The 23335-nt window shown below is 60.7% G+C and carries 29 protein-coding genes; 27 read left to right on the forward strand and 2 right to left on the reverse strand.

Annotated elements, in window-relative coordinates; genetic code table 11:
• Positions 1-14 precede the first annotated feature (14 nt).
• Positions 15-629, forward strand: coding sequence for a nucleotidyltransferase family protein (locus FGQ67_RS00975; protein WP_138339639.1), 615 nt, complete (start codon positions 15-17; stop codon positions 627-629).
• 9 nt (positions 630-638) lie between these two features.
• Positions 639-2006 carry a dihydropyrimidinase gene (gene hydA / locus FGQ67_RS00980; RefSeq protein ID WP_138339640.1) on the forward strand — a complete coding sequence of 456 codons (1368 nt, stop codon included), beginning with the start codon at positions 639-641 and terminating at the stop codon, positions 2004-2006.
• A gap of 26 nt (positions 2007-2032) precedes the next feature.
• Here hydA and yqeC read toward each other — a convergent pair whose 3' ends face one another.
• Positions 2033-2767: a selenium cofactor biosynthesis protein YqeC gene (gene yqeC / locus FGQ67_RS00985; protein WP_138339641.1), complete on the reverse strand. Its 735-nt coding sequence runs from the start codon at positions 2765-2767 to the stop codon at positions 2033-2035.
• A 102-nt stretch (positions 2768-2869) separates the two neighbouring features.
• Here yqeC and yqeB point away from each other — a divergent pair, with 102 nt between their 5' ends.
• The 23 genes from yqeB (at position 2870) to FGQ67_RS01100 (ending at position 17442) form a co-directional block, all read left to right on the forward strand.
• Positions 2870-3664, forward strand: coding sequence for a selenium-dependent molybdenum cofactor biosynthesis protein YqeB (gene yqeB / locus FGQ67_RS00990; RefSeq protein ID WP_138339642.1), 795 nt, complete (start codon positions 2870-2872; stop codon positions 3662-3664).
• A 9-nt stretch (positions 3665-3673) separates the two neighbouring features.
• Positions 3674-4717: an XdhC family protein gene (locus tag FGQ67_RS00995; protein WP_138339643.1), complete on the forward strand. Its 1044-nt coding sequence runs from the start codon at positions 3674-3676 to the stop codon at positions 4715-4717.
• 311 nt (positions 4718-5028) lie between these two features.
• On the forward strand, positions 5029-5586 hold the full coding sequence (gene rplE / locus FGQ67_RS01000) for a 50S ribosomal protein L5 (protein ID WP_006235260.1): 558 nt from the start codon (positions 5029-5031) through the stop codon (positions 5584-5586).
• A gap of 79 nt (positions 5587-5665) precedes the next feature.
• Positions 5666-5851: a type Z 30S ribosomal protein S14 gene (locus FGQ67_RS01005; protein WP_022094280.1), complete on the forward strand. Its 186-nt coding sequence runs from the start codon at positions 5666-5668 to the stop codon at positions 5849-5851.
• Positions 5852-5970: 119 nt separating this feature from the next.
• Positions 5971-6369, forward strand: a complete 399-nt coding sequence (gene rpsH / locus FGQ67_RS01010) for a 30S ribosomal protein S8 (RefSeq protein WP_006235262.1) — start codon at positions 5971-5973, stop codon at positions 6367-6369.
• A 33-nt stretch (positions 6370-6402) separates the two neighbouring features.
• The gene (gene rplF, locus FGQ67_RS01015) at positions 6403-6939 is read left to right on the forward strand and encodes a 50S ribosomal protein L6 (protein ID WP_006235263.1); all 537 of its coding nucleotides are present in this window, start codon (positions 6403-6405) and stop codon (positions 6937-6939) included.
• Between the two features lie 75 nt (positions 6940-7014).
• Positions 7015-7383: a 50S ribosomal protein L18 gene (rplR, locus tag FGQ67_RS01020; RefSeq protein WP_006235264.1), complete on the forward strand. Its 369-nt coding sequence runs from the start codon at positions 7015-7017 to the stop codon at positions 7381-7383.
• A 14-nt stretch (positions 7384-7397) separates the two neighbouring features.
• Positions 7398-7922, forward strand: a complete 525-nt coding sequence (gene rpsE / locus FGQ67_RS01025) for a 30S ribosomal protein S5 (RefSeq protein ID WP_006235265.1) — start codon at positions 7398-7400, stop codon at positions 7920-7922.
• Positions 7923-7924: 2 nt separating this feature from the next.
• Entirely contained in the window at positions 7925-8107 is a 183-nt protein-coding gene (gene rpmD, locus FGQ67_RS01030; RefSeq protein ID WP_006235266.1) for a 50S ribosomal protein L30, read from the forward strand.
• Between the two features lie 3 nt (positions 8108-8110).
• A complete protein-coding gene (rplO, locus tag FGQ67_RS01035) occupies positions 8111-8560 on the forward strand; it encodes a 50S ribosomal protein L15 (RefSeq protein ID WP_006235267.1) in 450 nt (149 codons plus the stop codon).
• Entirely contained in the window at positions 8554-9840 is a 1287-nt protein-coding gene (gene secY, locus FGQ67_RS01040) for a preprotein translocase subunit SecY (RefSeq protein ID WP_035137447.1), read from the forward strand. Before rplO ends, secY begins: the two co-directional genes overlap by 7 nt.
• Positions 9841-9858: 18 nt before the next feature.
• Complete coding sequence (locus tag FGQ67_RS01045; protein WP_138339644.1) at positions 9859-10485, forward strand: adenylate kinase; 627 nt, start codon at positions 9859-9861, stop codon at positions 10483-10485.
• The gene (gene map, locus FGQ67_RS01050; RefSeq protein WP_089573563.1) at positions 10482-11270 is read left to right on the forward strand and encodes a type I methionyl aminopeptidase; all 789 of its coding nucleotides are present in this window, start codon (positions 10482-10484) and stop codon (positions 11268-11270) included. The genes FGQ67_RS01045 and map overlap by 4 nt, the downstream gene beginning before the upstream one ends.
• Before the next feature lie 104 nt (positions 11271-11374).
• Entirely contained in the window at positions 11375-11593 is a 219-nt protein-coding gene (infA, locus tag FGQ67_RS01055) for a translation initiation factor IF-1 (protein WP_035137443.1), read from the forward strand.
• Between the two features lie 150 nt (positions 11594-11743).
• Positions 11744-11857, forward strand: coding sequence for a 50S ribosomal protein L36 (gene rpmJ / locus FGQ67_RS01060; protein ID WP_006363204.1), 114 nt, complete (start codon positions 11744-11746; stop codon positions 11855-11857).
• 14 nt (positions 11858-11871) lie between these two features.
• The gene (gene rpsM / locus FGQ67_RS01065) at positions 11872-12246 is read left to right on the forward strand and encodes a 30S ribosomal protein S13 (RefSeq protein ID WP_022094275.1); all 375 of its coding nucleotides are present in this window, start codon (positions 11872-11874) and stop codon (positions 12244-12246) included.
• A 14-nt stretch (positions 12247-12260) separates the two neighbouring features.
• Positions 12261-12665: a 30S ribosomal protein S11 gene (rpsK, locus tag FGQ67_RS01070; protein ID WP_006235274.1), complete on the forward strand. Its 405-nt coding sequence runs from the start codon at positions 12261-12263 to the stop codon at positions 12663-12665.
• Between the two features lie 19 nt (positions 12666-12684).
• Positions 12685-13281, forward strand: coding sequence for a 30S ribosomal protein S4 (gene rpsD / locus FGQ67_RS01075; RefSeq protein ID WP_138339645.1), 597 nt, complete (start codon positions 12685-12687; stop codon positions 13279-13281).
• A gap of 32 nt (positions 13282-13313) precedes the next feature.
• Positions 13314-14255 carry a DNA-directed RNA polymerase subunit alpha gene (locus FGQ67_RS01080; RefSeq protein WP_138339646.1) on the forward strand — a complete coding sequence of 314 codons (942 nt, stop codon included), beginning with the start codon at positions 13314-13316 and terminating at the stop codon, positions 14253-14255.
• 30 nt (positions 14256-14285) lie between these two features.
• A complete protein-coding gene (rplQ, locus tag FGQ67_RS01085) occupies positions 14286-14753 on the forward strand; it encodes a 50S ribosomal protein L17 (protein ID WP_006235277.1) in 468 nt (155 codons plus the stop codon).
• A gap of 92 nt (positions 14754-14845) precedes the next feature.
• Positions 14846-15670, forward strand: coding sequence for a tRNA pseudouridine(38-40) synthase TruA (gene truA / locus FGQ67_RS01090; RefSeq protein WP_117786816.1), 825 nt, complete (start codon positions 14846-14848; stop codon positions 15668-15670).
• 161 nt (positions 15671-15831) lie between these two features.
• Positions 15832-16872 (forward strand): glycosyltransferase family 2 protein, encoded by a 1041-nt coding sequence (locus FGQ67_RS01095; RefSeq protein WP_171025118.1) that lies wholly within the window; start codon positions 15832-15834, stop codon positions 16870-16872.
• Positions 16873-17004: 132 nt separating this feature from the next.
• Positions 17005-17442, forward strand: a complete 438-nt coding sequence (locus tag FGQ67_RS01100) for an arginine repressor (protein ID WP_006235280.1) — start codon at positions 17005-17007, stop codon at positions 17440-17442.
• 189 nt (positions 17443-17631) lie between these two features.
• Here FGQ67_RS01100 and FGQ67_RS01105 read toward each other — a convergent pair whose 3' ends face one another.
• Positions 17632-19830 (reverse strand): transglycosylase domain-containing protein, encoded by a 2199-nt coding sequence (locus FGQ67_RS01105; RefSeq protein WP_138339648.1) that lies wholly within the window; start codon positions 19828-19830, stop codon positions 17632-17634.
• Between the two features lie 162 nt (positions 19831-19992).
• On the opposite strand from FGQ67_RS01105, the gene FGQ67_RS01110 reads away from it, so the two are divergent.
• Positions 19993-21951, forward strand: coding sequence for a U32 family peptidase (locus tag FGQ67_RS01110; RefSeq protein ID WP_171025119.1), 1959 nt, complete (start codon positions 19993-19995; stop codon positions 21949-21951).
• 96 nt (positions 21952-22047) lie between these two features.
• A complete protein-coding gene (tyrS, locus tag FGQ67_RS01115) occupies positions 22048-23259 on the forward strand; it encodes a tyrosine--tRNA ligase (protein ID WP_138339650.1) in 1212 nt (403 codons plus the stop codon).
• The last annotated feature ends 76 nt before the right edge of the window (positions 23260-23335 follow it).

The raw sequence follows: 23335 nt of genomic DNA on the forward strand, positions 1-23335 counted from the left end.
GGGGAGGTATCGCCATGAAACTTGGTTGCGTCATTATGGCTTCGGGCGAGGGTAAGCGGTTTGGCTCTAACAAGATGCTTGCCGATATCTATGGTGAGCCGCTGATTTCTCGGACCATCGATTCGGTTCCCCGGGGCTTTGACGTCGTGGTTTCGACGCGTTGGCCCGAGGTCGCCCAGATTTGCGAGGACAAGCATTGCCCGTGTGTGCTGCACGATGGCGAGCTGCGCAGCGAAAGCGTCCGTGCGGGCCTTTCGTGGGGGGTACAACGCAACTGGAAAGGTTGTCTCTTTTTGCCGGGCGACCAGCCGCTTGTGAGCGCGGATTCTTTTGAGGCCATGGTTCGCGCGTTTGAGGAGCGTGGCCGCAAACACCCGGTGCGTCTTGCGTGCAACGGCGAGCCTTCGAGTCCGGTGCTCTTTCCGGCGGAACTGTTCGATGCGCTCATACGTCTTGAGGGCAAGGACGGCGGCGGTTCGATCCTCAAGGGCCGTGCCGACGTGGTACTGGTCGAGGCGCGTGCCTACGAGCTGTGGGACGTCGATACCGCCAAGGGACAGCGACGCATAGCGGAGCATATCGCCGCCTGCTCGTATTTTGATCGCGTGGCCAACTGCATCAACCAATAAGGAGCAATTATGATCATCATCAAAAACGGCGCGCTCGTGACGCCCCAGGGACTTCGCCGCGCCGATCTTGCCATGGAGGGCGACAAGATTGTGCGGATTGCCGCAGCAATCGAGCCGGGCGAGGGCGATACCGTCGAGGATGCCGCGGGCTGCTGGGTGTTCCCCGGCTTTATCGACGGCCACACGCATATGCAGTGCTGGACCGGCATGGATTGGACAGCCGATAGCTTTGAGACCGGCACGCGTGCGGCTGCCTGCGGCGGTACGACGACCATCGTGGACTACGCGACGGCCGATCGCGGCGTGACCATGCCCGATGCCTTGGCCGAGTGGCGTCATCGCGCCGACGGCACCTGCACGGCAAACTACGCCTTTCATATGGCACTCGCCGAGTGGAATGAGCGCAACCGCGCCGATCTTTCGGCCATGCGCGAGGCGGGCGTATCGTCGTTCAAGACCTACTTTGCCTACGACCACCTGCGCTTGGACGATGCCGAGACACTCGAGGTGCTGGAGGAGCTCAAGCGCCTGGGCGGCATACTGTGCGTGCATTGTGAGAATGGCACGTTGGTGAATGAACTGCAGAAGCGCGTGTACGAGCAGGGGATTCATGGGCCCGAGGGGCATGCGCTCAGCCGTCCGGACGTGTGTGAGGCCGAGGCCGTGAGCCGCCTGCTGTATCTGGCGCACTTGGCCGGGGACGCTCCGGTCAACGTGGTGCACCTTTCGACCAAGCTGGGGCTCGAGGCCATCCGTGCCGCCAAGGCGCGCGGGCAGAAGAACATCTATGTCGAGACCTGCCCTCAATATCTGATGCTCGACGACACCTGCTATTTGGAGCAGGGAGAGGACGGCTTTGCGGGTGCCAAGTATGTGATGAGTCCGCCGCTGCGCCATGCCGGCGACCGTGCGGCCCTGCGCGAGGCGCTTGTGGCCGGCGAGATCGATACCATCGCCACCGACCACTGCAGCTTTAATCTGCACGGGCAAAAGGACCGCGGGCGCGACGACTTCCGCGCGATTCCCAACGGCGGGCCCGGCGTGGAGCATCGTCCCGTTGCGATTGCCACGAGCTTTGAGGGGCAGCTGGGCCCCGAAGACCTCTGCCGCCTGATGAGTGAGAACCCGGCACGCGTGTTTGGCATGTACCCGCGCAAGGGCTGTCTTGCCGAGGGTTCCGATGCCGATGTGTGCGTGTGGGATCCCCAGGCGCGCTGGACCATTCGCGCGGCGACGCAGCATCAGGCTGTGGACTACACGCCACTCGAGGGTTTTGAGGCACATGGCCGCGCCAAGGCTGTCTACGTCAACGGCGTGCTGGTGGCGCGCGACGGCGAGCCCACCGGAGCCCAGCCCGGTCGCTACGTGCCTCGTTAGCAGAAAGGGCGCCGGGGTGGCGCCGGCTACTTGAGGCTGCCGACGACGATGGGGCGGCCGAGGGCGGCCTCAAAGCGTCCTGTCATAGCCGGGTCGTTGAGCGTGTCGACTTGGTTGAGCATGACGCGTGCGGTGCAGAGTCCCAGCGCCTGCATCTCGGCATTGAGCACCTGGGCGACGCGCTCGGGTGTGGCGATGTCGGTGAGCTCGCAGCCGCAACGCTCGCAAAAGAGCTCGGGGCGGTGGACGGCTTCGTTGATGGGCTTGCCGAGCCCCGAGGCGCCGACGATCCAGACGATGTTGGCGGTGCCAGAGGGAATCACCGGCTCCCAGGCGGCGTGGGCTTTGAGCGGGAGTCGCTTGCTGCCGTCCGCCTCGGCCAAGACGTAGTTAAAGCGCTGTGCCAGCTCGCCGAGTGGCTCGGCGGGGGCGGAGAGCTTGCCTGTCTCCGGGTCCAAGACGCCTGCCTGACAGATGCTTCCGCGCGCAAGGCCCGCGCAGGCCTCGCAGGTGCAACCAGAGACATGTGCGGCGCCCGGCTTCCAAGGCGCGGCGTCCAGGCGACGGTTCGACCCGTCCCATGGCACGCCGGCGACGGGAAACATATGCGTGGTGGTGCAGAGGAGCACGCGGCCGCCAGCGCGCATGAGCTCAAGACCCAGCGCCTTTAGCAACGTCGACTTGCCGCCACTGCCGATAATCGCGGTAATGCCCGGCTCGATCCTGAGCGCCGAGGCAAGGTTGCCGCTAACCGTTTCCATCTGTTCACCGCCGTATAATACTGTGATAATAAATAATCATCAGAGTAGCGGTCGAACCGCTTTTGCTCTGCCCAAACCGTAGCACAGGGAGGTGCCCCGGGAATGCTCGTTTATGTTCGCGGCGCCGGCGATATCGCCACGGGCGTCGCCGCTCGCTTGGTGCGCGCCGGCGTGTCGGTCGTCATGGCCGATATCGCGGTCCCCACGTGCATCCGTCGTACAATCAGTTTTTGCGAGGCCATTCGCTTGGGCGAGGTCCAGGTCGAGGGCATTCGAGCCCGCTTGGCGCAGACGCCGGCCGAGGCGCTTGAGATTACCGAGGCGGGGGATGTTGCCGTTGTGATGGACCCCCAGGCCAAGATGCTCGATGAGCTTAAACCCGCTGCCGTGGTCGACGCGATTCTGGCCAAGCGCAACTTGGGCACCACGCGCGATATGGCGCCTGTCGTCATCGCCGTGGGGCCGGGCTTTACCGCGCCGGTCGATTGCGATGCCGTGGTCGAGACCATGCGTGGGCATTTCCTCGGCCGCGTCATCACCCAGGGCTCGCCCCAGCCCAATACGGGCGTGCCGGGTGTGATCGCCGGCTATGGCAAGGAGCGCGTTATCCACAGCTCCGCCGCCGGCGTGTTTAGGTCCGACCGCGCGATCGGCGACATCGTGAGTGCCGGCGATGTGATCGGGTATGCGGGTGATACTCCCATGGTCACGCAGATCGACGGCTGCTTGCGCGGCCTTTTGGCCGACGGCGTTCAGGTGGCCGAGGGCTTTAAGTGCGCCGACGTCGACCCACGCGGCGATGCCAGCTATATCAACTATATTTCGGACAAGGCGACGTCGGTCGGCGGCGGCGTGCTCGAGGCGCTCGCCATGCTCACCGGTGTATTCCAGGGATAGGAAATTGCAATGGAAAAGCTCGATGTGGTGAATGCTGCGCTTGGCGCTCTGAAGGCCGGTAAGACGTGCGAGCTGGTGGTGGTGGCCGGCACGGCAGGGTCATCGCCGCGCGGCGTGGGCGCTTGGATGGCCGTCTTTGCCGATGGCAGTCAAGCGGGCACCATCGGCGGCGGCAAGATTGAGCTCTTTGCGCTGGACGAGGCGCGCGAGCTCTTGAGCGCGGGACAGTCGCGTCTGGTCCGCTACACCATGGGCGGCGAGAACTCCGATACCGGCATGATTTGCGGCGGAGCCATCTGCCTGTGCTATCTGCACCTGGATGTATCGCAGGTGCCGTTGTTCCAGTCGGTTGCCGACGTCTTGGCATATCGACGCATCGGCGACTTTGTCATCGACTTTGAACCGTTTATCGCAAACGCGCTCGAGGGCGATGTGGCCGAGTACCATGGTGGGGCATCGCGCCATACCATTGCCGGCTGCCCCGAGCTTTCGTTGGTGGAGGAGGGGAGTAAGGTCACCTACACCAACGCCGCCTCCGAGATTCCCCCGGCGCACATCGAGACGCTCTGCCCCGAGGGCCTGACCTATATCTTTGGCTGCGGACACGTGGGCGCTGCGACAGCGCGGGTGCTCACGGCGGCGGGCTTTGCCGTTGTGGCGTGCGATGACCGCCCCGGCACGCTGACGCCCGAATGGGTGCCCGGTGTCTACGATCGTCGCTTGGTCGATTACAAGAACCTGAGCGAGCTGTGTCCCATCGGTCCGCGCGACTTGGTGGTCGTGGCCACAGCAGGCCACAAGTCCGATATCGACGTGGTGATTCAGGCGATGCACGCCAAGCCCGCCTACCTGGGCTGTCTGGGCTCGCGTCGCAAGACGGCCTTTGTGCGCGCCCGCCTGGAGCAGGAGGGCTTTACGCAGGACCAGATCGACGAGCTGCACCTGCCGATCGGCGTTGCCATCCAGGCCGAAGACCCCGAGGAGATCGCTATCTCCATCGCCGCCGAGATGATTCACCTGCGCCGCACCAAACTCGTCCCCCGCAAGCGCTAATCGCATCCCCACCAATAAGTTGCGGTGAAATACGGATTGTTTAAGCCTGTTAGGCCGCCAAACAGTCCCTATTTCACCGCAACTGCTTTTTGGGATCCATTTGTGCGGGGGAGTTGTGGAGTTGTGCAGGCAGACGAGGTTTTTCTGGAAATACGCTCCCGATGCGCGTATAGTACCGATTGTTTTGTCGGCTCCTGCTGCGTCGAGTCCAAACCGCAAAATGCCATGAGCGGCGCGGATGCAGCCAGGAGGCACGAGGACAACCCATCGTGGCCACGCCCCGTGCTTAAAACCCCAAGAAGGAGTGAACAATGGCAGAAGAGAAGTATGTGCCGCGTCTGAAGACCAAGTACAACAACGAGGTCAAGCAGCAGCTTCAGGACAAGTTCCAGTACGAGAACGTCATGATGATCCCCAAGTTTGAGAAGATCGTCGTGAACATGGGTGTCGGCGAGGCCGCTACCGATTCCAAGGCCATCGACGGTGCCGTGCGCGACCTGCGCGCCATCACCGGCCAGCAGCCGATGATCACCCGTGCCCGCAAGTCCATCGCTACTTTCCGCCTGCGCGCTGGTATGCCGATCGGCTGCAAGGTTACCCTGCGTGGCGACCGTATGTGGGAGTTCTTCGATCGTCTGACCTCCGTCGCGATCCCCCGTATCCGCGACTTCCGCGGCATCTCCGCCAAGAGCTTCGACGGCCGTGGTAACTTCTCCATGGGCGTCACCGAGCAGCTCATCTTCCCCGAGATCGACTTCGATTCCGTCGATCACCAGCGCGGTATGGACATCACTTTCGTGACCACCGCCAATACCGATGAGGAGGCCAAGGCCCTTCTGGACGCCTTCGGTTTCCCGTTCAAGAAATAGGTTCACCTGCCCTATAAGCGCCGTTCCCACAAGGGGGCGGCGCTTGGGGCGAACAATACTCTATGTGAGGAGGATATAAGTGGCTAAGACATCGATGATCGTCAAGTGCAATCGCAAGCAGAAGTTCTCTACTCGTGAGTACACGCGCTGCCAGCGCTGCGGCCGTCCGCACTCTGTGTACCGCAAGTTCGGCCTGTGCCGTGTCTGCTTCCGCGAGCTTGCACTCAAGGGCGAGCTTCCCGGCGTTAAGAAGGCCAGCTGGTAAGTCACTACCAGCGTTTCAAGCATCAGTTTGGAACAGGGAAAACGCGCTAAAAAGGCTTTGCCGTTAAGGGCGGCGAAGAACCAAGAGCACGTGTTCATCAAGAACGAAGGAGAATCTGTATGAACCTTACAGACCCGATCGCAGATATGCTTACGCGCATCCGTAACGCTAACTCTGTGAACAAGGCCACGGTCTCCATGCCGAGCAGCAAGAAGCTCGTCGAGATCGCTCGTGTTCTGCACGAGGAGGGCTACATCGAGGGCTACGATGTCGAGGACACCGTTCCCCAGAAGACTCTGCACATCACGCTTAAGTATGGTCCCAAGAAGGCTAAGGTCATCAACGGCATCCGCCGCATTTCCAAGCCGGGCCTGCGTAAGTACACCGGCGTTGCCGACATGCCCCGCGTCCGCGGTGGCCTTGGTACCGCCATTATTTCCACCAGCCATGGCGTCATGACCGACCGCGATGCTCGCAAGCACAACGTCGGCGGCGAGATCATCGCTTACGTCTGGTAATTCGCTCGGTAGGTAGAAGGAAAGGAGATCACCGTGTCTCGTATCGGTAATAAGCCTGTCCAGATTCCCGCCGGAGTCGAAGTGGCAGTCAACGGCAACAACGTTGTCGTCAAGGGCCCCAAGGGCCAGCTCGAGCTCGATGTCTTTGAGAAGCTCGCTATCAACGTCGAGGACAACGTCCTCACCGTTTCCCGTCCCGACGACGAGCGTGAGACCCGTGCCCGCCACGGCCTCACCCGCGCCCTCATCCACAACATGGTTGTTGGCGTTTCCGAGGGCTTCGAGAAGAAGCTCGAGCTCGCCGGCGTCGGTTACCGCGTGCAGCAGAAGGGCAAGAACCTCGAGTTCTCCCTGGGCTTCTCGCACCCCGTGATCGTCGAGGCTCCCGAGGGCATCACCTTCGAGGTTCCCGACAACACCCACGTGAACGTCAAGGGTATCAACAAGCAGCAGGTCGGTCAGATCGCCGCTGAGATCCGCGGCCATCGTCCTCCCGAGCCTTACAAGGGCAAGGGTATCCACTACGTTGGCGAGCACATCCGCCGCAAGCTGGGTAAGGCCGCCAAGTAGTCGTAACCGACTCACTCGCATAAGACCAGCACCCCGTCAGGTGCTGGCAAGATCAACCTTTTTAGGAGTTTACGTATGAACAAGCATAAGGCGAAGCTGGAAGGCCTCAAGCGTCGTCAGCGTCGTGTTCGCGGCAAGGTCTCGGGTACCTCCGAGCGTCCGCGTCTTCGCGTGACCCGTACTAACGCCAACATCTATGCCCAGATCATCGACGACAGCAAGGGCTCCAGCCTGACGCTCGTCTCTGCCTCGACCCTCGAGGCCGAGTTCAAGGGCACCCACACCTCGAACAAGGAGGCTGCGGAGAAGGTCGGTCAGCTCGTTGGCAAGCGCGCCATCGAGGCCGGCATCACCAAGGTCGCCTTCGATCGCGGTGGCCGTATCTACCATGGCCGCGTCAAGGCCCTCGCCGACGGTGCTCGTGCCGCCGGTCTCGAGTTCTAGGAGGTATGTAGCACATGGCTCGTAATCAGAAGCAGCAGCGCGAGGCCTCCGAGTTCGAGGAGCGCGTCGTTTACATCAACCGCGTGTCGAAGACCGTCAAGGGTGGTCGTCGCATGAGCCTCGTCGCTCTCGTCGTCGTTGGCGACGGCAAGGGCAACGTCGGCGTTGGCATGGGCAAGTCCGCTGAGGTGCCCATGGCCATCTCCAAGGCATCTCTCGATGCCAAGAAGAACATGTTCCACGTGCCGGTGACCGAGCAGGGCACCATCCCGCACGAGGTTCTCGGCCACTTTGGTGCCGGCCGCATCATCATCAAGCCCGCTGTCGAGGGTACCGGCGTTATCGCCGGCGGCGCTGTGCGTCCCCTCTTTGAGCTTGCTGGCATCAAGAACGTCCTATCCAAGTCCCTCGGTACCGACAACGGCCTCAACATCATCAAGGCTGCCGTCGAGGGCCTCAAGGAGCTCTCCAGCCCTGAGGACGTCGCGGCTCGCCGTGGCCTGACGGTCTCCGAGATGTTCGTCGGTAAGGAGAACTAAGCATGGCTGACACCATCAAGATCAAGCAGGTCCGCAGCACCAACGGTTGCAAGCAGGACCAGGTCCGTACTGTCCGTGCCCTCGGTCTCCACAGGATCCGCGAGGTTCGCGAGATTGCTGACAACGAGTCCGTCCGCGGCATGATCTTCAAGGTCAAGCACCTTGTCGAGATTGTAGAGGAGTAGCAAATGCAGCTTCACGATCTTACTCCCGCGCCCGGTTCCACCAAGAACCGCAAGCGCGTCGGCCGTGGCAATTCTTCGGGTCACGGCACCACTTCTGGCCGCGGCCAGAAGGGCCAGGGTTCCCGCTCTGGCGGCACCAAGGGTGCCGGCTTCGAGGGTGGCCAGACTCCGCTGGCTATGCGCCTGCCCAAGCTTCCGGGCTTCCGCAACCCCCGTCGTATCGAGTACACCGCCGTTAACGTTGAGCGTCTCGAGCGTAAGTTCGAGGACGGCGCTGTGATCGACGGTGCCGCTCTTAAGGCCGCTCGCATCACCAAGAGCGAGTTCGAGCCCGTCAAGGTGCTCGGCAATGGTGAGCTCACCAAGAAGTTCACGGTCAAGGTCGACAAGGTCAGCGCTTCTGCGCAGGCCAAGATCGAGGCCGCCGGCGGAAAGGTCGAGCTGCCGTGCTAAATGGTCTTAAGAATGCTTTCCGCATCAAAGAATTGCGCGAAAAGATTCTTTTTACCATAGCTATGCTCGTCGTGTACCGCATTGGTGCGCACGTTCCTGTGCCCGGCATTCCCTTCCAGGGGATGCTGGGCCTTTTCTCGACCGATAACAATTCGGTCGCCGCAGGTGCTATGGCCCTCCTGAATCTTTTCTCTGGCGGCGCGTTGAGCTATGTGTCGGTGTTTTCGCTGGGCATCATGCCTTACATCACCAGCTCGATCATCCTCCAGATGCTCCAGGCCGTCGTGCCTTCCCTGCATGAGCTTGCCCGCGAGGGCGAGGTCGGTCAGACCAAGATTACGCAGTATTCGCGTTACCTCACCCTGGCTCTGGCAATCCTCAACTCCGTGGGTTACCTCTTCCTCTTTAAGAGCTTCGGCATCAGCTTCAATGGCGCCGGCGCTCCCGAGATCATCTTCGACCTCATGATCGTCGGTACGCTCACCGCGGGCGCCATGCTGATCATGTGGATTGGTGAGCTCATCACCCAGCGCGGTATCGGCAATGGCATGTCGCTGATCATCTTCGCGAACATCATGGCCGGTCTGCCGCAGGCTATCTTCTCCAGCACCGAGGGCAATGCCGGTGGCATCATCACCATGGTGATCATCTGCGCCATCATCCTGCTGGTTATCCCGCTGATTGTTTTCCTTGAGCGCGGCCAGCGCCGCATCCCGGTCTCCTACGCTAAGCGCGTCGTGGGCCGTCGCATGATGGGTGGCCAGACCACCTACCTGCCCATCAAGGTCAACACCGCGGGTGTCGTGCCGATCATCTTCGCTTCGGCGCTGCTGTACTTCCCGGCTCAGATTGCCGTGTTCTTCCCCGGCATCGGCTGGATTCAGGCAGTTGCCTCCGCGCTTTCGACCGGTTGGCTCAACTGGGTGCTTAACGTTGTCCTCATCGTGTTCTTCGCGTACTTCTACACCTCCATGGTGTTCAACCCCGATGACACGGCCGATAACCTTAAGAAGCAGGGCGGCTTTATTCCGGGCGTGCGTCCGGGTAGGGCTACCGCGGCCTACATCAAGAACGCGCTCAACAAGATCACGCTTCCCAGCGCTGTCTTTTTGGCGCTCATCGCCATCGTGCCTTCGATCATCTTCTCCTTCACGGGTAACCATCTGATCCAGGCATTTGGCGGTACGTCCATCCTCATCATGGTCGGCGTCGTGCTCGACACGGTCGATAAGCTCGAAGGCCAGATCAAGATGTATGATTACGATGGATTCTTTAAATAGGCTAGAGGAGGATTGCTCATGAACCTCGTATTGCTCGGAGCTCCGGGTGCCGGTAAGGGCACCGTCGCACAGGAGCTCGTCGCCGAGTTTGGCGTCGCCCACATTTCCACGGGCGACCTGCTGCGTGCTGCCGTCAAGGGTGGCACCGAGCTTGGTATTCAGGCTAAGAAGTACATGGACGCTGGCGAGCTCGTTCCCGATCAGCTCGTGATCGACCTTGTCAAGGAGCGCCTTGCCGCCGATGACGCCCAGCAGGGCTTCATCCTCGACGGCTTCCCGCGCAACACCGCCCAGGCCGTGACGCTCGATTCCGAGCTCTCCGCCATGGTTCGCGAGATCGACTGCGCCCTTCTGGTCGATGTGGCCCCCGAGGTCATTATCGATCGTCTGTCTTCGCGTCGCACCTGCCGCGCCTGCGGTTACACCGGCACCGCTGCCGATGCTACCTGCCCCAAGTGTGGCGGCGAGATGTATCAGCGCGACGACGACAAGCCCGAGACCATCAAGAACCGTCTCGACGTCTACGAGAAGTCCACGAGCCCGCTCGTCGACTACTATCGTGGCCAGGGTCTGCTCAAGTCGGTCAACGGTGACCAGGCTCGCGAGACCGTGTACGGGGATGTCAAAGAGGCTCTCGGTCTATGATCAAGATTAAGTCTGCAACGCAAATCGAGCAGATGAAGAAGGCAGGAGCGCTATCTAAGATGGCGCTCCGCCACGTTGGAGCCATGGTGCGCCCCGGCGTTTCGACTTTTGAGCTCGATCAGCTCGCGGAGCAGATTATCCGCATGCATGGTGGCATCCCAGCCTTTAAGGGTTACGGCGGGTTTCCCGGAACCATTTGCGCATCGATTAACGATGCCGTGGTCCACGGTATTCCCAACCCCGACATGATCCTGCGCGATGGCGATATCATCTCCATCGATACGGGAGCCGTTGTCGACGGTTGGGTCGGCGATAATGCTTGGACGTTTTTCGTCGGCACCCCCACGCCCGAGGCCAAGGCCCTGTGCGAGGTCACGCGTGATTGCCTTAAGGCTGCCATCGAGCAGGCTGTTCCCGGTAACCATATCGGGGACGTCGGTTATGCCGTTCAGTCCCTCGCCGAGTCTCACGGCTATGGCGTGCTTCGTGATTATGTGGGCCATGGCATTGGCCGCGTGATGCACGAGGACCCCAACGTTCCTAACTATGGAAAGAAGGGGAGGGGCGTTCGCCTCCAGGCCGGCATGGTCATTGCCATCGAGCCGATGGTTACGATGGGTTCCAACCATGTGAGCACGGGCTCCGACGGTTGGATCGTCACGACCAACGACCACCTGCCCGCCGCGCACTACGAGAACACCGTCGCCATTACCAATGACGGTCCGGTGATTCTGACCACGGATGCCCAAGGTGCTTGGTGTTCGCTCCAAGGCGGAGAAATGTAACAAGTTCCACTTAGTTGTGGAGCCATTACGAAGTTATTACGATGCGTGCATACGTGTTGTAGAATACTCAATCGCTGTCGTTTTCTAGAGAAAGATGATTGCTTGTGAAGAAGGAAGACGCAATTGAGCTCGAGGGTACGGTAAAGGAACCGCTGCCCAATGCCATGTTTAAGGTCGAGCTCGAGAACGGTCATTCGGTTCTGTGCAACATTTCTGGCAAGATCCGAATGAATTACATCCGTATTCTCCCCGGTGACAGGGTTGTCGTGGAGCTTTCCCCGTACGACCTGACCCGCGGCCGCATCACCTATCGCTACAAATAGCGGCACGCATACACGCACTCCATTTCCGACTGCAGGCTTAGCTCAACCTACGGTCGGATTGTGTGTGAAGACCAGCCATAGTTTTAAACGCCTGCGGCTGGGCGAGTAGATAGTAGGGAAGTAGTTTGAGCGCTACCGAAAGGAAGAACGATGAAGGTACGTCCTTCGGTCAAGAAGATGTGCGATAAGTGCAAAATCATTAGGCGCCATGGCAAGGTCCTCGTCATTTGCGAGAACCCCCGTCATAAGCAGCGTCAGGGTTAAGAGAGGAGACTACGTTGGCCCGTATTAATGGTGTCGACCTCCCGCGTGAGAAGCGCGTTGAGATCGGTCTGACCTACATTTACGGCATCGGCCGCACCACTGCGACGAAGATTTGCGTCGAGTGCAACGTTAACGTGGATACGCGCGTTAAGGACCTCACCGAGGATGAGGTTAACGCCATCCGCGATTATATCGATAAGAACCAGATCATGGTTGAGGGCGACCTCCGCCGTGAGCGCAACCAGAACGTCAAGCGCCTTATGGACATCGGCTGCAACCGCGGCCTTCGTCACCGCAAGGGCCTCCCGGTCCGCGGTCAGCGCACCCACACTAACGCTCGTACCCGCAAGGGCCCGAAGCGTCAGATCGGTGCTAAGAAGAAGAAATAAGGAGCGCTAGATAGATGGCTACTGCTAAGAAGAACGTTCGCGCTGCCCGTCTGAAGCGCGCGGACCGTAAGAACATTTCCGTGGGCCAGGCTCACATTCGTTCTACGTTCAACAACACGATCGTTTCGATCACCGATCCCCAGGGCAACGTCATTTCCTGGAAGTCGGCTGGCCAGGTGGGCTTCAAGGGCTCCCGTAAGTCCACGCCGTTCGCTGCCCAGATGGCTGCCGAGGCTGCTGCCAAGCAGGCCATGGAGCACGGTATGAAGAAGGTTTCCGTCTTCGTCAAGGGCCCCGGCTCCGGTCGTGAGACCGCCATCCGCTCCCTCCAGGCTGCTGGCCTCGAGGTCTCGAGCATCCAGGACAAGACCCCCATTCCGCACAACGGCTGCCGCCCCAAGAAGCGTCGCCGCGTGTAACTGAAAGGATCGTATCAATATGGCAATCGACAGGACTCCTGTTCTTAAGCGCTGCCGTCAGCTCGGGATCGATCCCGCTGAGCTCGGTTACAGCAGCAAGAAGGAATCTATCCGTCAGCCCAAGCGCCGTCGCAAGGAATCTGAGTACGGCATGCAGCTGCGCGAGAAGCAGAAGGTCAAGTTCATCTATGGCGTTCTGGAGAAGCAGTTCCACGGCTACTTCAACAAGGCCCGCAAGATGAACGGCGTCACCGGTGAGAACCTCATGATCATCCTTGAGTCTCGCCTCGACAACGTCGTCTTCCGTCTTGGCTTCGCCCGCACCCGCAAAGAGGCTCGTCAGTCCGTCCGTCATGGTCACTTCACCGTGAACGGCAAGCGCGTGGACATCCCGTCCTACCGCGTCAAGGCCGGCGACGTCGTCGCTGTCGGCGAGAAGTTCCGTGACCTCCTCCCCATCAAGGAGGCCCTGATTTCCTCCGAGCGCTTTGAGGTTCCTGGCTGGCTCGAGCTCGATATCGAGAAGCTGTCTGGTAACGTGCTCGCTCTGCCGACGCGTGAGCAGATCAGCGGTGATATCAACGAGCAGCTCATCGTCGAGCTCTACTCTAAGTAGTCCATCCGGGCTGCTGAGGCTGGAGGTAATACATGTCAGAATTCATTAGGCCTCAGGTTCAGGTCGAAGAGATCAACGAGACGTCTGCTCGTGTCTCCGTCGAGCCGCTCGAGCGTGGTTACGGCGATACGCTGGGTAACTCCCTTCGTCGCGTTCTTCTGTCCTCGCTCGAGGGTGCCGCTGTCGAGGCTATTCAGATCGATGGTGCGCAGCACGAGTTCATGACCATCCCTAACATGGTCGAGGATGTCACCGACATCGTCCTGAATGTCAAGGGTCTTGTCTTCAGGGCTCTCGGCACGACCGACGAGGCGACCGCCACCATCTCGGTTGACGGCCCCTGCGAGGTCACCGGTGCGGACTTCTTTATTCCGTCCGAGTTTGAGCTGGTCAACCCCGAGCAGCACATCGCTACGCTCACCGAGGGTGGCCATCTCACCATGAGCATGCGCATCGGCTATGGCCGCGGCTATGTTTCTGGCGAGGCCAACAAGCGCGATAACGATCCCATCGGTGTGATCCATGTCGACTCGCTGTACTCGCCGGTTTCCCGTTGCGCCAAGCTCGTTGAGGCTTGTCGTGTCGGTCAGCACACCGACTACGACCGCCTTGTCCTCGAGATCGAGACCAACGGCTCCATCGCCCCGCGCGACGCCGTGGTCCAGGCTGCCAATATCATCAACCAGCATATGGCCGCCTTTATGAACCTTGCCGAGACCACCGAGGTCGAGGAGGAGGCTTCGATCTTCGCTCCCGAGGTCACCAACGACAACGCCGAGCTGGACAAGCAGATCGAGGATCTGGACCTTTCCGTCCGTTCCTACAACTGCCTTAAGCGCGCCAGCATTCACTCGGTCCGTCAGCTCGTTGAGTTCTCGGAGAACGATCTGCTCAACATCCGTAACTTCGGTGTTAAGTCGATCGAGGAAGTGAAGGACAAGCTTGAGTCCATGGGCCTGAGCCTGAAGGCTTAATGCTTCGCATATTTGAGGAGAAACTAGACCATGCGTCACAACGTTAAGAAGGGCCTGAAGCTCGGCACCGATGCGAGCCACACCAAGGCCATGAAGAAGAGCCTTGCTAAGGCCCTCTTCGAGAACGACCGCATCAAGACCACCGAGACCCGCGCTAAGGCGCTGCGTTCGGTCGTCGACCCGATCATCACTTGGGCCAAGAAGGGCGACCTGCACTCTCGTCGTCTGGCTATCGCCAAGCTCGGCGATAAGCAGCTCGTTGCCGAGATCTTCGACAAGGCTGCCCAGGGCATGTGGCAGGACCGCAACGGCGGTTACACCCGCATCATGAAGCTCGGTAACCGTAAGGGCGACAACGCTCCCATCGTTATCATGGAGCTCGTCACCGAGCCTTGCACGCCTAAGGCCAAGAAGGCTGCTCCGGCCCCCAAGAAGGCCGCTGCTCCCAAGAAGGTCGAGGCTGTCGAGGAGGCTCCTGCTGAGGAGACCGCTGAGTAGACATTCCGTCTGCATAGGCTATATTCGAGGGGTACGTTCGCGTACCCCTCTTTTTTTGTCGCGATACCGTTACTTGTTTGTTGGGAGCGCCCATGACTGCGCCGTCTGATTTCAATTCGATTTCCGAGCTTGACGCCACGCTCGTATTTCGCGTGGCCTATGATGGCTCGTCGTATAGCGGATTTGCCGAGCAGCCGGGACAGACGACGGTTGCGGGTGAGCTGCGTCGAGCCATCGAGACGCTGCTTCGCCGTCCGATCGATCTGACGTGCGCAGGTCGTACCGATGCCGGCGTGCATGCCGTGGCTCAGTACATCAGCGTGCCCGTAACGGACGCTGAGCTCGCCCTTACGCGCCGTAGGTGGCTGCGGGCTATGGATGCCCTGCTGCCTAAAGATATCGCCATAAACGAGGTCTACAGGGCCCGTAAGGGCTTTTCTGCACGCTTTGACGCGCGTTCCCGTACGTATACGTACCGTATTGCCGATCGCGATGCGCGCCCCGTGCTGTCCCGTGGTGCCGTGTGGTGGCATCGCTATCCCTTGGACGTCGAGGCCATGTCTGCGGCCTGTCCCGCGCTTTTGGGTGAGCAGGACTTTAAGAGCTTTTGCAAGGTCGCCTCTGCCGTGGGCAAGCCTACGCACCGCTGCGTGATGCGGGCCGAGTTTGGCCATGAGGTTGCGTTTGGCGAGGACATCCTGACGTTTACCATCGAGGGCAATGCGTTTCTGCATTCGATGGTCCGCACGATCGTGGGCACGCTTGTCGAGATTGGCATGCATCGCCGTGAACCCGAGTGGATGCGCGAGGTCATCGATGCTTGCGACCGTACCGCTGCGGGCCCCACGGCTCCTGCCTGCGGCCTTACGTTTATGGGCGTGGATTACGATCCCGCCGAGCTTGTCGTGCTCGACTAGGGGAGGGCTCGGCGCGTCGTGCGTCGGCACCTGTCATCTGTGGGCTGCGCGTGTGCAACATCTGTTCTTGGCGTGCAATACAACCGGTGTCTCATTGCTTTTATTGCCGGGGTGTACCATGAACGACAGTTTGATTCACTGCTGTCGAGAGGACGGATAACTTGGTTCGACGTGGCTCGCATCCGCGACTTTCGGTGATCCTTGTGGTAGAAGGTTCGCCCAGCTATGCGATGCGTGCGCTCGAGAGTATCCAGAACCAAGACCTCTACGATTTGCAGATTGTCGTTGTCTGTCGCGATGCTGCGCCCGGTGTGCGCCATTCGCTTCAAGTTGCTGCCGACAGGGACATTCATATTGATTTGATTGACGTCGAGGACGCGAAGCGCGGCGCTTGTCTTCGTGCCGGTTTTGCTGCCTCGCGCGGCTCTCAAATCATCGCTATGAACGCCGATGAGTGGTTTGCTCCGCAGTCCCTTTCCAAGATGGTCAATATCGCGTGCGATACTACGGCAGACATAGTGCTCCCCACGGTGTCGCTCGACCGCTATGATGCACATCGAGAGCGCCATTCGCGCGTCTTGGATGCTGCTCATATTTCCATTGATAGCAAATCTTCGATGGTGGCCGGGCTGCCTCAGTTGATTTTAGGCGGCCTAGTCGTTCAGACCTCTGGTGTGATGTACAGCCGCTCGCTGTTTGAGGCATGCCTTTTGTGCGACAAGGTGTTTCGCACAGTTGGGTTTATGGCATGCGCGCTTTCGCAGACACGATGCGTGTCCGGCTGCGGCGATGCTTGTTTCCACACGGCGGCACCTAAACTTACAGATGCCTTTGATCCCACCATGTATGCCAAGGTATCCGATGACACTCGAGCGCTCGACGAGCTTGCGGACTCACTCTCGGAAGCAGACAGCGGTGGTCGGCTCAAGCTGGCAAGCCAAAAGTTCTACTTTGCCGGACTGGTCGCCTGCATCGAGAATTTGTGTCTGAGCCCGCATGGGGTGTCGTCAATCGAGCGTTCCGCCCGCATGCGTGATATGCTCGATGCGCCTCGAACCCGTCAGATGGTCGCCGCGCTCAAGGATAACCATCGGGGGCTCGGTCTGTTGTTTGGGCCGATCGCCAGCGCCAAGCCCGCGCGCTGCGTGATGTGTACGCATCTGGCGGCTTTTCTTAACCGGACGGGCGCAAAAACCGCCTAAACGGCTCATTTCGAAACAAACTTGCATAGAATTGTTTCGAAATGCGTTCTTATACACAAAAGCCTTCAAATAGCGTTAAACTATTCAATCACTGATTGATTGTCTCCGCCATCTTTTGGAGAGAGGGTTTGTATGGCTAAAAAACGCAATGGGCGCCAGGATGCCATTAGAGATATTGTGCGCAATAAGGACGTCCGTACGCAGCGCGTGCTGGTCGATGAGCTCCGCGCTATGGGCTTTGATTGCACGCAGGCGACTGTCTCTCGCGATATTGCCGATATGGGGCTGCGTAAGCTCCCTGAGGGCATCTATGTTCTGGCAGAGGACCTGCACCTGCAGCGTATGGTTTCCGAGCTCGTAACGGGCGTTCTGCGCACCGATAATCTGGTTATGATCAAGGCTCAGCCTGGCACGGCTTCCGGCATCGCCGCCGCCGTTGATGCGGCAGAGCTGCCCGATGTGCTTGGCTCGCTTGCCGGCAACGATACGATTTTGGTTATTGCCCAGACGGCCGAGGACGGCGAGCGTCTCGAGGCGCTGATCAATAAGCTGAGCAATTCTCGCAAGTAGGCGTGCGGGTCGTGCGCTCGGCACTGTGTGCGTGACATGGTGGCTTGTAAGGGGGTATCGACGTTGGTCGGTACCCCCTATATTGTTTGCCGGTATAAAGACCGTTCACCAGGTCGCTTTAAACTAAAAGGCCCCCGAGCAGTTTAATAAGCTGCTCGGGGGCCTTGTTGCTAATGGCCGGATGAATTTCTAGCCAACAGTATCGTCAGGCGTGGGCGAGGGGTCGGGAGTGGGCGTAGGCGTGGGCGTAGGCGTGCCGCCATCGCCGCCGGTCGAACCACCAGTGGAGCCGCCCGTCGAGCCACCGGTCGTTCCGGTGCCGCCGGTGGTGTCGCCGCCCGTGGTCTCGGTGGTCGTGGTCGTCGTGGTGGTCGTTGTGGTGGTTTCCTCTTCGTCCTCGTTCTCGTCCTTGTCGTCGTTCTCCGTCTTCTTGGTGTTGTTGGTGCCGTAGAACTTCCAGACGCTGTTGTTCTTGTAGGTGGGCGCCGTTCCGGTCGCAAACTCCTCGCGTTCGGTACCGGTCAGAACGGTGTTCATAAACCGCTTAAAGACAGGCAGGTTGGTGCTGTCGCCCAGCAGGTCCGTGCCGTATTTTTGGATGGGGATCTCGCCCGCGGAATAGCCGGTCCACAGGGCGCACGCCAGCTGCGGGGTATAGCCGCAGAACCACAGGTTGGTGGTGTTGTCGGTGGTGCCCGTTTTGCCGGCATAGGGCTGGTTGACGCTCAGGGCGCCAGCAGCACCCGTACCGCCGCCCTGCATGACGCCGGACAGAACATCGGTGACCGCGGCGGCCTCGCCCTCGGTAAGCACCTGTGAGGGATTGTCCGTGTGCTGGTACAGCACCGAACCGGTACGAGAGTCAATCTCGGTGATGGCGATCGGCTGGCGATAGTAGCCGCCGTTGGCAAACGTCGCGTAGGCGGCGGCCATCTCGAGCGGCGAGATCGAGCCGGTGCCGAGCGTCATGACGGGAACGTCCTCGATGTTGTCCTTGGCGGGATCGATGCCGAGCTTTTTGACGAGTGAGATGATCTTGCTGTTGCCGACGGCTTCCGCCACCTGGATGTAGCCGGTGTTGGAGGAGTATGCCGTTGCCTGCTTAAGCGTGATGTTGCCATAGCTATGGTTGGCGTAGTTTTGGACCTCGGTCGTGGTGCCCTTGGCCTTGAGCGGCGAGTTGCAGTTGAGGGTGACGTTGGGGTTCATGCCGTTTTGGATGGCAGTTGCCAGCGTAAAGGCCTTAAACGTGGAGCCCACGGGACGCTTGGCCGTGGCGTGGTTTACGTGGTTCTCGTCGGCGTTGTAGTCGTAGCCGCCCACCATGCACTTGATGTAGCCGGTCTTGGGGTCGACGACGACCATGCCCATGTCCAGGCCGTCGAGTGAGAGCGTGTCGAGCTGCTGGCGGACGGCATTCTCTGCCACCTGCTGCATCGTGGGGTCGATGGTGGTCTTGACGGTCAGACCGCCCTTAAAGAGCACGTCGGTCGAGAACTCCTGCTCCAGCAGCTGCTTAACATAGGCGACAAAGTAGGGCTGCGAGTATACGTCGACGCCGCTGCCCGAAATCTCGGTCACGTTGAGGGTGATGGGCTCGGCCTGTGCGGCATCGTGTTCCTCCTGCGTGATGTGGCCCAGGCGCAACATGTTGTCGAGGACCTTGTTGCGACGGGACAGCGCTAGGTCGGGGTTGACCGTGGGGTCGTACTGCGAGGGCGAGTTGGGAAGGCCGATGAGCAGCGCGGCCTCGCTGAGGGTGAGATCGGCGGCGCTCTTGGACAGATAGGTCTCGGCTGCGGCCTCGATGCCGTAGGCGCCGTGGCCGTAATAGATGGTGTTGAGGTACATCATGAGGATCTCGTCTTTGGAGTACATGTCCTCCATCTTGACGGCGATGTAGGCCTCGCGCACCTTACGCTCGATGGTCGAGTCGAACTGCTCCTCCTGCAGGATGGTGTTGCGCACCAGCTGCTGTGTGATAGTCGAGGCGCCTTCGTGTCCGCCGCCGAGGGTTGCCACCGCAGCACGCGCGATACCCCACAGGTCGATACCGCCGTGCTCGTAGAAGCGTTCGTCCTCGACGTCAACGGTGCCCTGCAGCACGTAGGGGGAGACCTCGTCCTTGGTGATGGACTTGCGGTTTTGCGTGTAGAAGCTCGCGATCTTGTTGCCGTTGCAGTCGACGATCTCGGTGGGCTCGCTCACTAGATACGCGTTGGCGTCGGTGTAGTCGGGCAGATCGGACAGCCAGCGGTTGACGTTGCCGACCATGCCGATGCCAAATGCCACGCCCGCGATAAGCAAAAAGCCCAAAAACGAGAGCAGGATTATGGGCAGAGCATGCGTCTTTGAACGGCTGCGTCCCTGTCGTTGGCGAGGACCCATATATTGACCTCCAGGTATGTCGTGCCGGACGGTGGATGTACCGTCGGGGCAGGATGGACATAAGTTATTACACGATAAACCAAACGGGGCGCGCGAGGCCTCGTGTATGCTGGAAGACGGCATTTTTCAGAGTGAATGCATACCTTGGTAAGGAGTTTGCCGATGGCGATTCGGACGATGGGGCCGAGCGGACAATACGAGACTGGATTGGATGATGCCGGTGCGGCGCTGCCCGAGCTGCTGGCGCCGGCGGGTGGACTCGACCAGATGCTTGCGGCCATCGCCGCGGGTGCCGATGCCATCTATGCGGGGTTGGGCGGCTTTAACGCCCGTGTGAGCGCCCATGGCTTTACGGATAACGAGTTTGCGCGCGGCTGCGCCGTGGCGCATGCCCATGGCGTGCGTGTGTGCGTAACGCTCAACGTGTTCGTGTTTGACGATGAGTTGTCCGACGCGGTGGTGTTGGGAGCTCATGCACTGGAGCTGGGCGCCGATGCTCTGATTGTCGCCGATGCCGGGTTGGCCTGCGCGCTGCGCGCGGCGATTCCCGGGGTCGAGATTCACCTGTCCACGCAGGCGGGCGCTCATGGCGAGGGTGCCGTGCAGTTGGCTGCCAAGGAGTTGGGAGTTGAGCGCGTGACGACTGCGCGCGAGCTGAGCATGGCGGAGATTGGGACGCTTTGCGCTACTGGCGTGCCCATCGAGGTATTCTGCCACGGTGCGATTTGCATCGGCTATTCGGGGGCGTGCGAGTTCTCGGCCCTGCGGCGTGGGCGCTCGGCGATGCGCGGCGACTGCACGCAGCCGTGCCGTCTGGCGTACGACCTGGTGGACGAGGCGGGGCAGAGCGTTGTCGCCGTCGAGGGAGATCGCCTGCTGTGCCCGCGCGACTATCTGGGTATTGCGCATCTGCCCGAGCTTGTAGATGCCGGCGTGGCGTCGCTCAAGATCGAGGGGCGCATGAAGAACCCCGATTACGTATTCAACGTGGTGCGGGTGTGGCGCCGGGCACTCGATATGCTGTGCGACGGCGCGTGGGACCCCGGTGCCGTGGAAGAGCTTGAGCGCGAGCTGGGAAGGTCGTTTAACCGTGGGTTTACCGATGCGTACCTGCGAGGGCGTTCGGGTGCCGAGCTGATGAGCTTTGAGCGCGCAATTAACCAGGGCGTGCGCGTGGGGCGCTTGGTCGCTGTGGGCCACGAAGAGGTGACCGTTGAGCTCGACGCCGCCGTGGCGGCGGGTGACACGCTCGAGATTCGGTTCTATCCGGGTGTCGACGCGCGTCCCGATGTGCCCAAGCGCTGGCCGCAGGTGCCCTGCCCGGTGGATGCCGCAGCGGGGAAGCGCGTCGTCGTGCATTGCAAGCGTAAGGTGGACACGGGCTGCGAGGTGTACCTGATTCGCAGCGCCGGTGTGTTGGAGCAGACGGCGACGGCCCTGGAGCGCATGCATGCCGAGGCCGATGCGGTCGTGCCTGCTGCTCGCGCCGTTGAAGTGCTGCCGTTTGAGGGCGTTGCGGTGGATGGCGGTGCATCGACGGAGTTGGTGGAGTGCGCGGTTCCCACTCGCATGGTTTTTGCTTGGCAGCTGATGGATGCCGACCCGTGCGGAGAACTCGATTTGTCCGACGCCGTTGTGGTGCTTGACGAGGTGTGCCGCGCGAGTGACGCTGACTGGACCCGCTCACTGATGCAGCGTGCCGGGCACGTCGTCTGCCGCAACCTGGGACAGGTGGTGATCGCTCGCGAGCTGGGCGTGACGTTTGACGTGGCGGCGCCGGTGTTCTGCGCGAATCGGGCCATGCTTACCTGGCTGCGCGGACTCGGTGCGGGGCGGGTGTACTTGCCGGCCGAGTTGCTCGGCAATGATGCGAAACGTATTGCCGAACTGACGGCCGAACCTGATGTTTTGGGCCCCGTCGATGCCGATTGCCCCGAGCTCATGGTGTGCGAGCACTGCCTGCTGACCGCCGAGGGCGTCTGCGCCACCGATGCGACGGGGCAGGTCCATTGTCGTGACTGCTTGCGTCGTCGGCAGGCACGCTATCTGGTCGAGCGTGACGGTACACGTCTGCCAGTTGCCATTGACGCATGCGGCAGGACGAGGATTTTCCTGTCGTAGGTGCCGCGTCGCGTCAGTTTGTTATCATAAGAGAGTTTATGGACTTCCAGCACCGCCGTTTTCGGCGAGGGTGCTATAGCAAAAGGAGGATACCCAATGCTGTCTGTTGACGAGCAAATGCGTATCATCACCTCGGGCGCCGCGCAGATCGTTCCCGAGGCCGACCTTCGCAAGAAGCTTGAGAAGGGCGAGCCCCTCAACATCAAGCTCGGCGTCGACCCCACCAGCCCCGACCTGCACCTGGGCCACGCCGTGCCGCTGCGCAAGATGCGTCAGTTCCAGGACCTGGGCCACAACGTCACCCTCATCATCGGCAACGGTACCGCGCTGATCGGCGACCCCTCGGGCAAGAACTCCACGCGTCCGCAGCTTTCGCAGGAGCAGATCGAGGCCAATGCCGAGACCTATGTGAGCCAGGCCATGAAGATCCTGGATCCCGAGAAGACCACCATCGTGCACAACGGTGACTGGATCTTGTCGATGGATCTGGCCGGTCTGCTGCAGGTGTGCTCCAAGTTCACCGTCGCCCGCATTCTTGAGCGCGATGACTTTACCAAGCGCTACCAGTCTCAGACGCCGATCGCCCTGCATGAGTTCCTGTATCCCGTGATGCAGGCTTTCGACTCCGTGCAGATCAAGGCCGACGTGGAGATGGGCGGCACCGATCAGCTCTTCAACCTGCTCGCCGGCCGTGAGCTCATGGAGAAAATGGGCATGGAGCCGCAGATCGCGCTCACCATGCCGCTGCTCGAGGGCACCGACGGCGTGCGCAAGATGTCCAAGTCCTATGGCAACTACATCGGCCTGACCGACGCTCCCAAGGATATGTTCGGCAAGACCATGTCCATCCCCGACGAGATGATTGGCAAGTACTACCGCCTGGCGAGCTCGCTCACCCCGGCAGAGGTCGACAAGATCGACGCCGCCCTGGCCGATGGTTCTGCCGACCCCTACGAGCTCAAGCGCGCTCTGGGCCGTGACCTGTGTGACACCTACCACGGCGCCGGTGCCGGCGACGAGGCTCAGGCCGAGTTCGACCGCGTGTTCAAGGAGGGCCAGCTCGCCGACTTCCCCGAGAAGCACGTTGAGCTGACCGTCAACGACGAGGGCCAGATCTACCTCGCTGGCCTGCTCAAGGACCTGGGTCTTTCGGCGAGCGCCGGCCAGGCTCGTCGCGATATCGACGGCGGCGGCGTCAAGATCAACGGCAAGGCCGTGGCTCCCAAGAGCTATAACATCGATCCCGGCGCCCTCAAGCTGGGCGACACCCTTTCTGTGGGCAAGCGCAAGGGCTTTAAGTTGATTTAGTTCCGCCGTTCTAACGAACGGCGGACCGGCCGACGCTGCGCGGGCCGCATTTGGACAATCTGACGTTCAACTTCAA

The organism is Collinsella aerofaciens, from assembly GCF_005845035.1.
Lineage (GTDB): Bacteria > Actinomycetota > Coriobacteriia > Coriobacteriales > Coriobacteriaceae > Collinsella > Collinsella aerofaciens_I.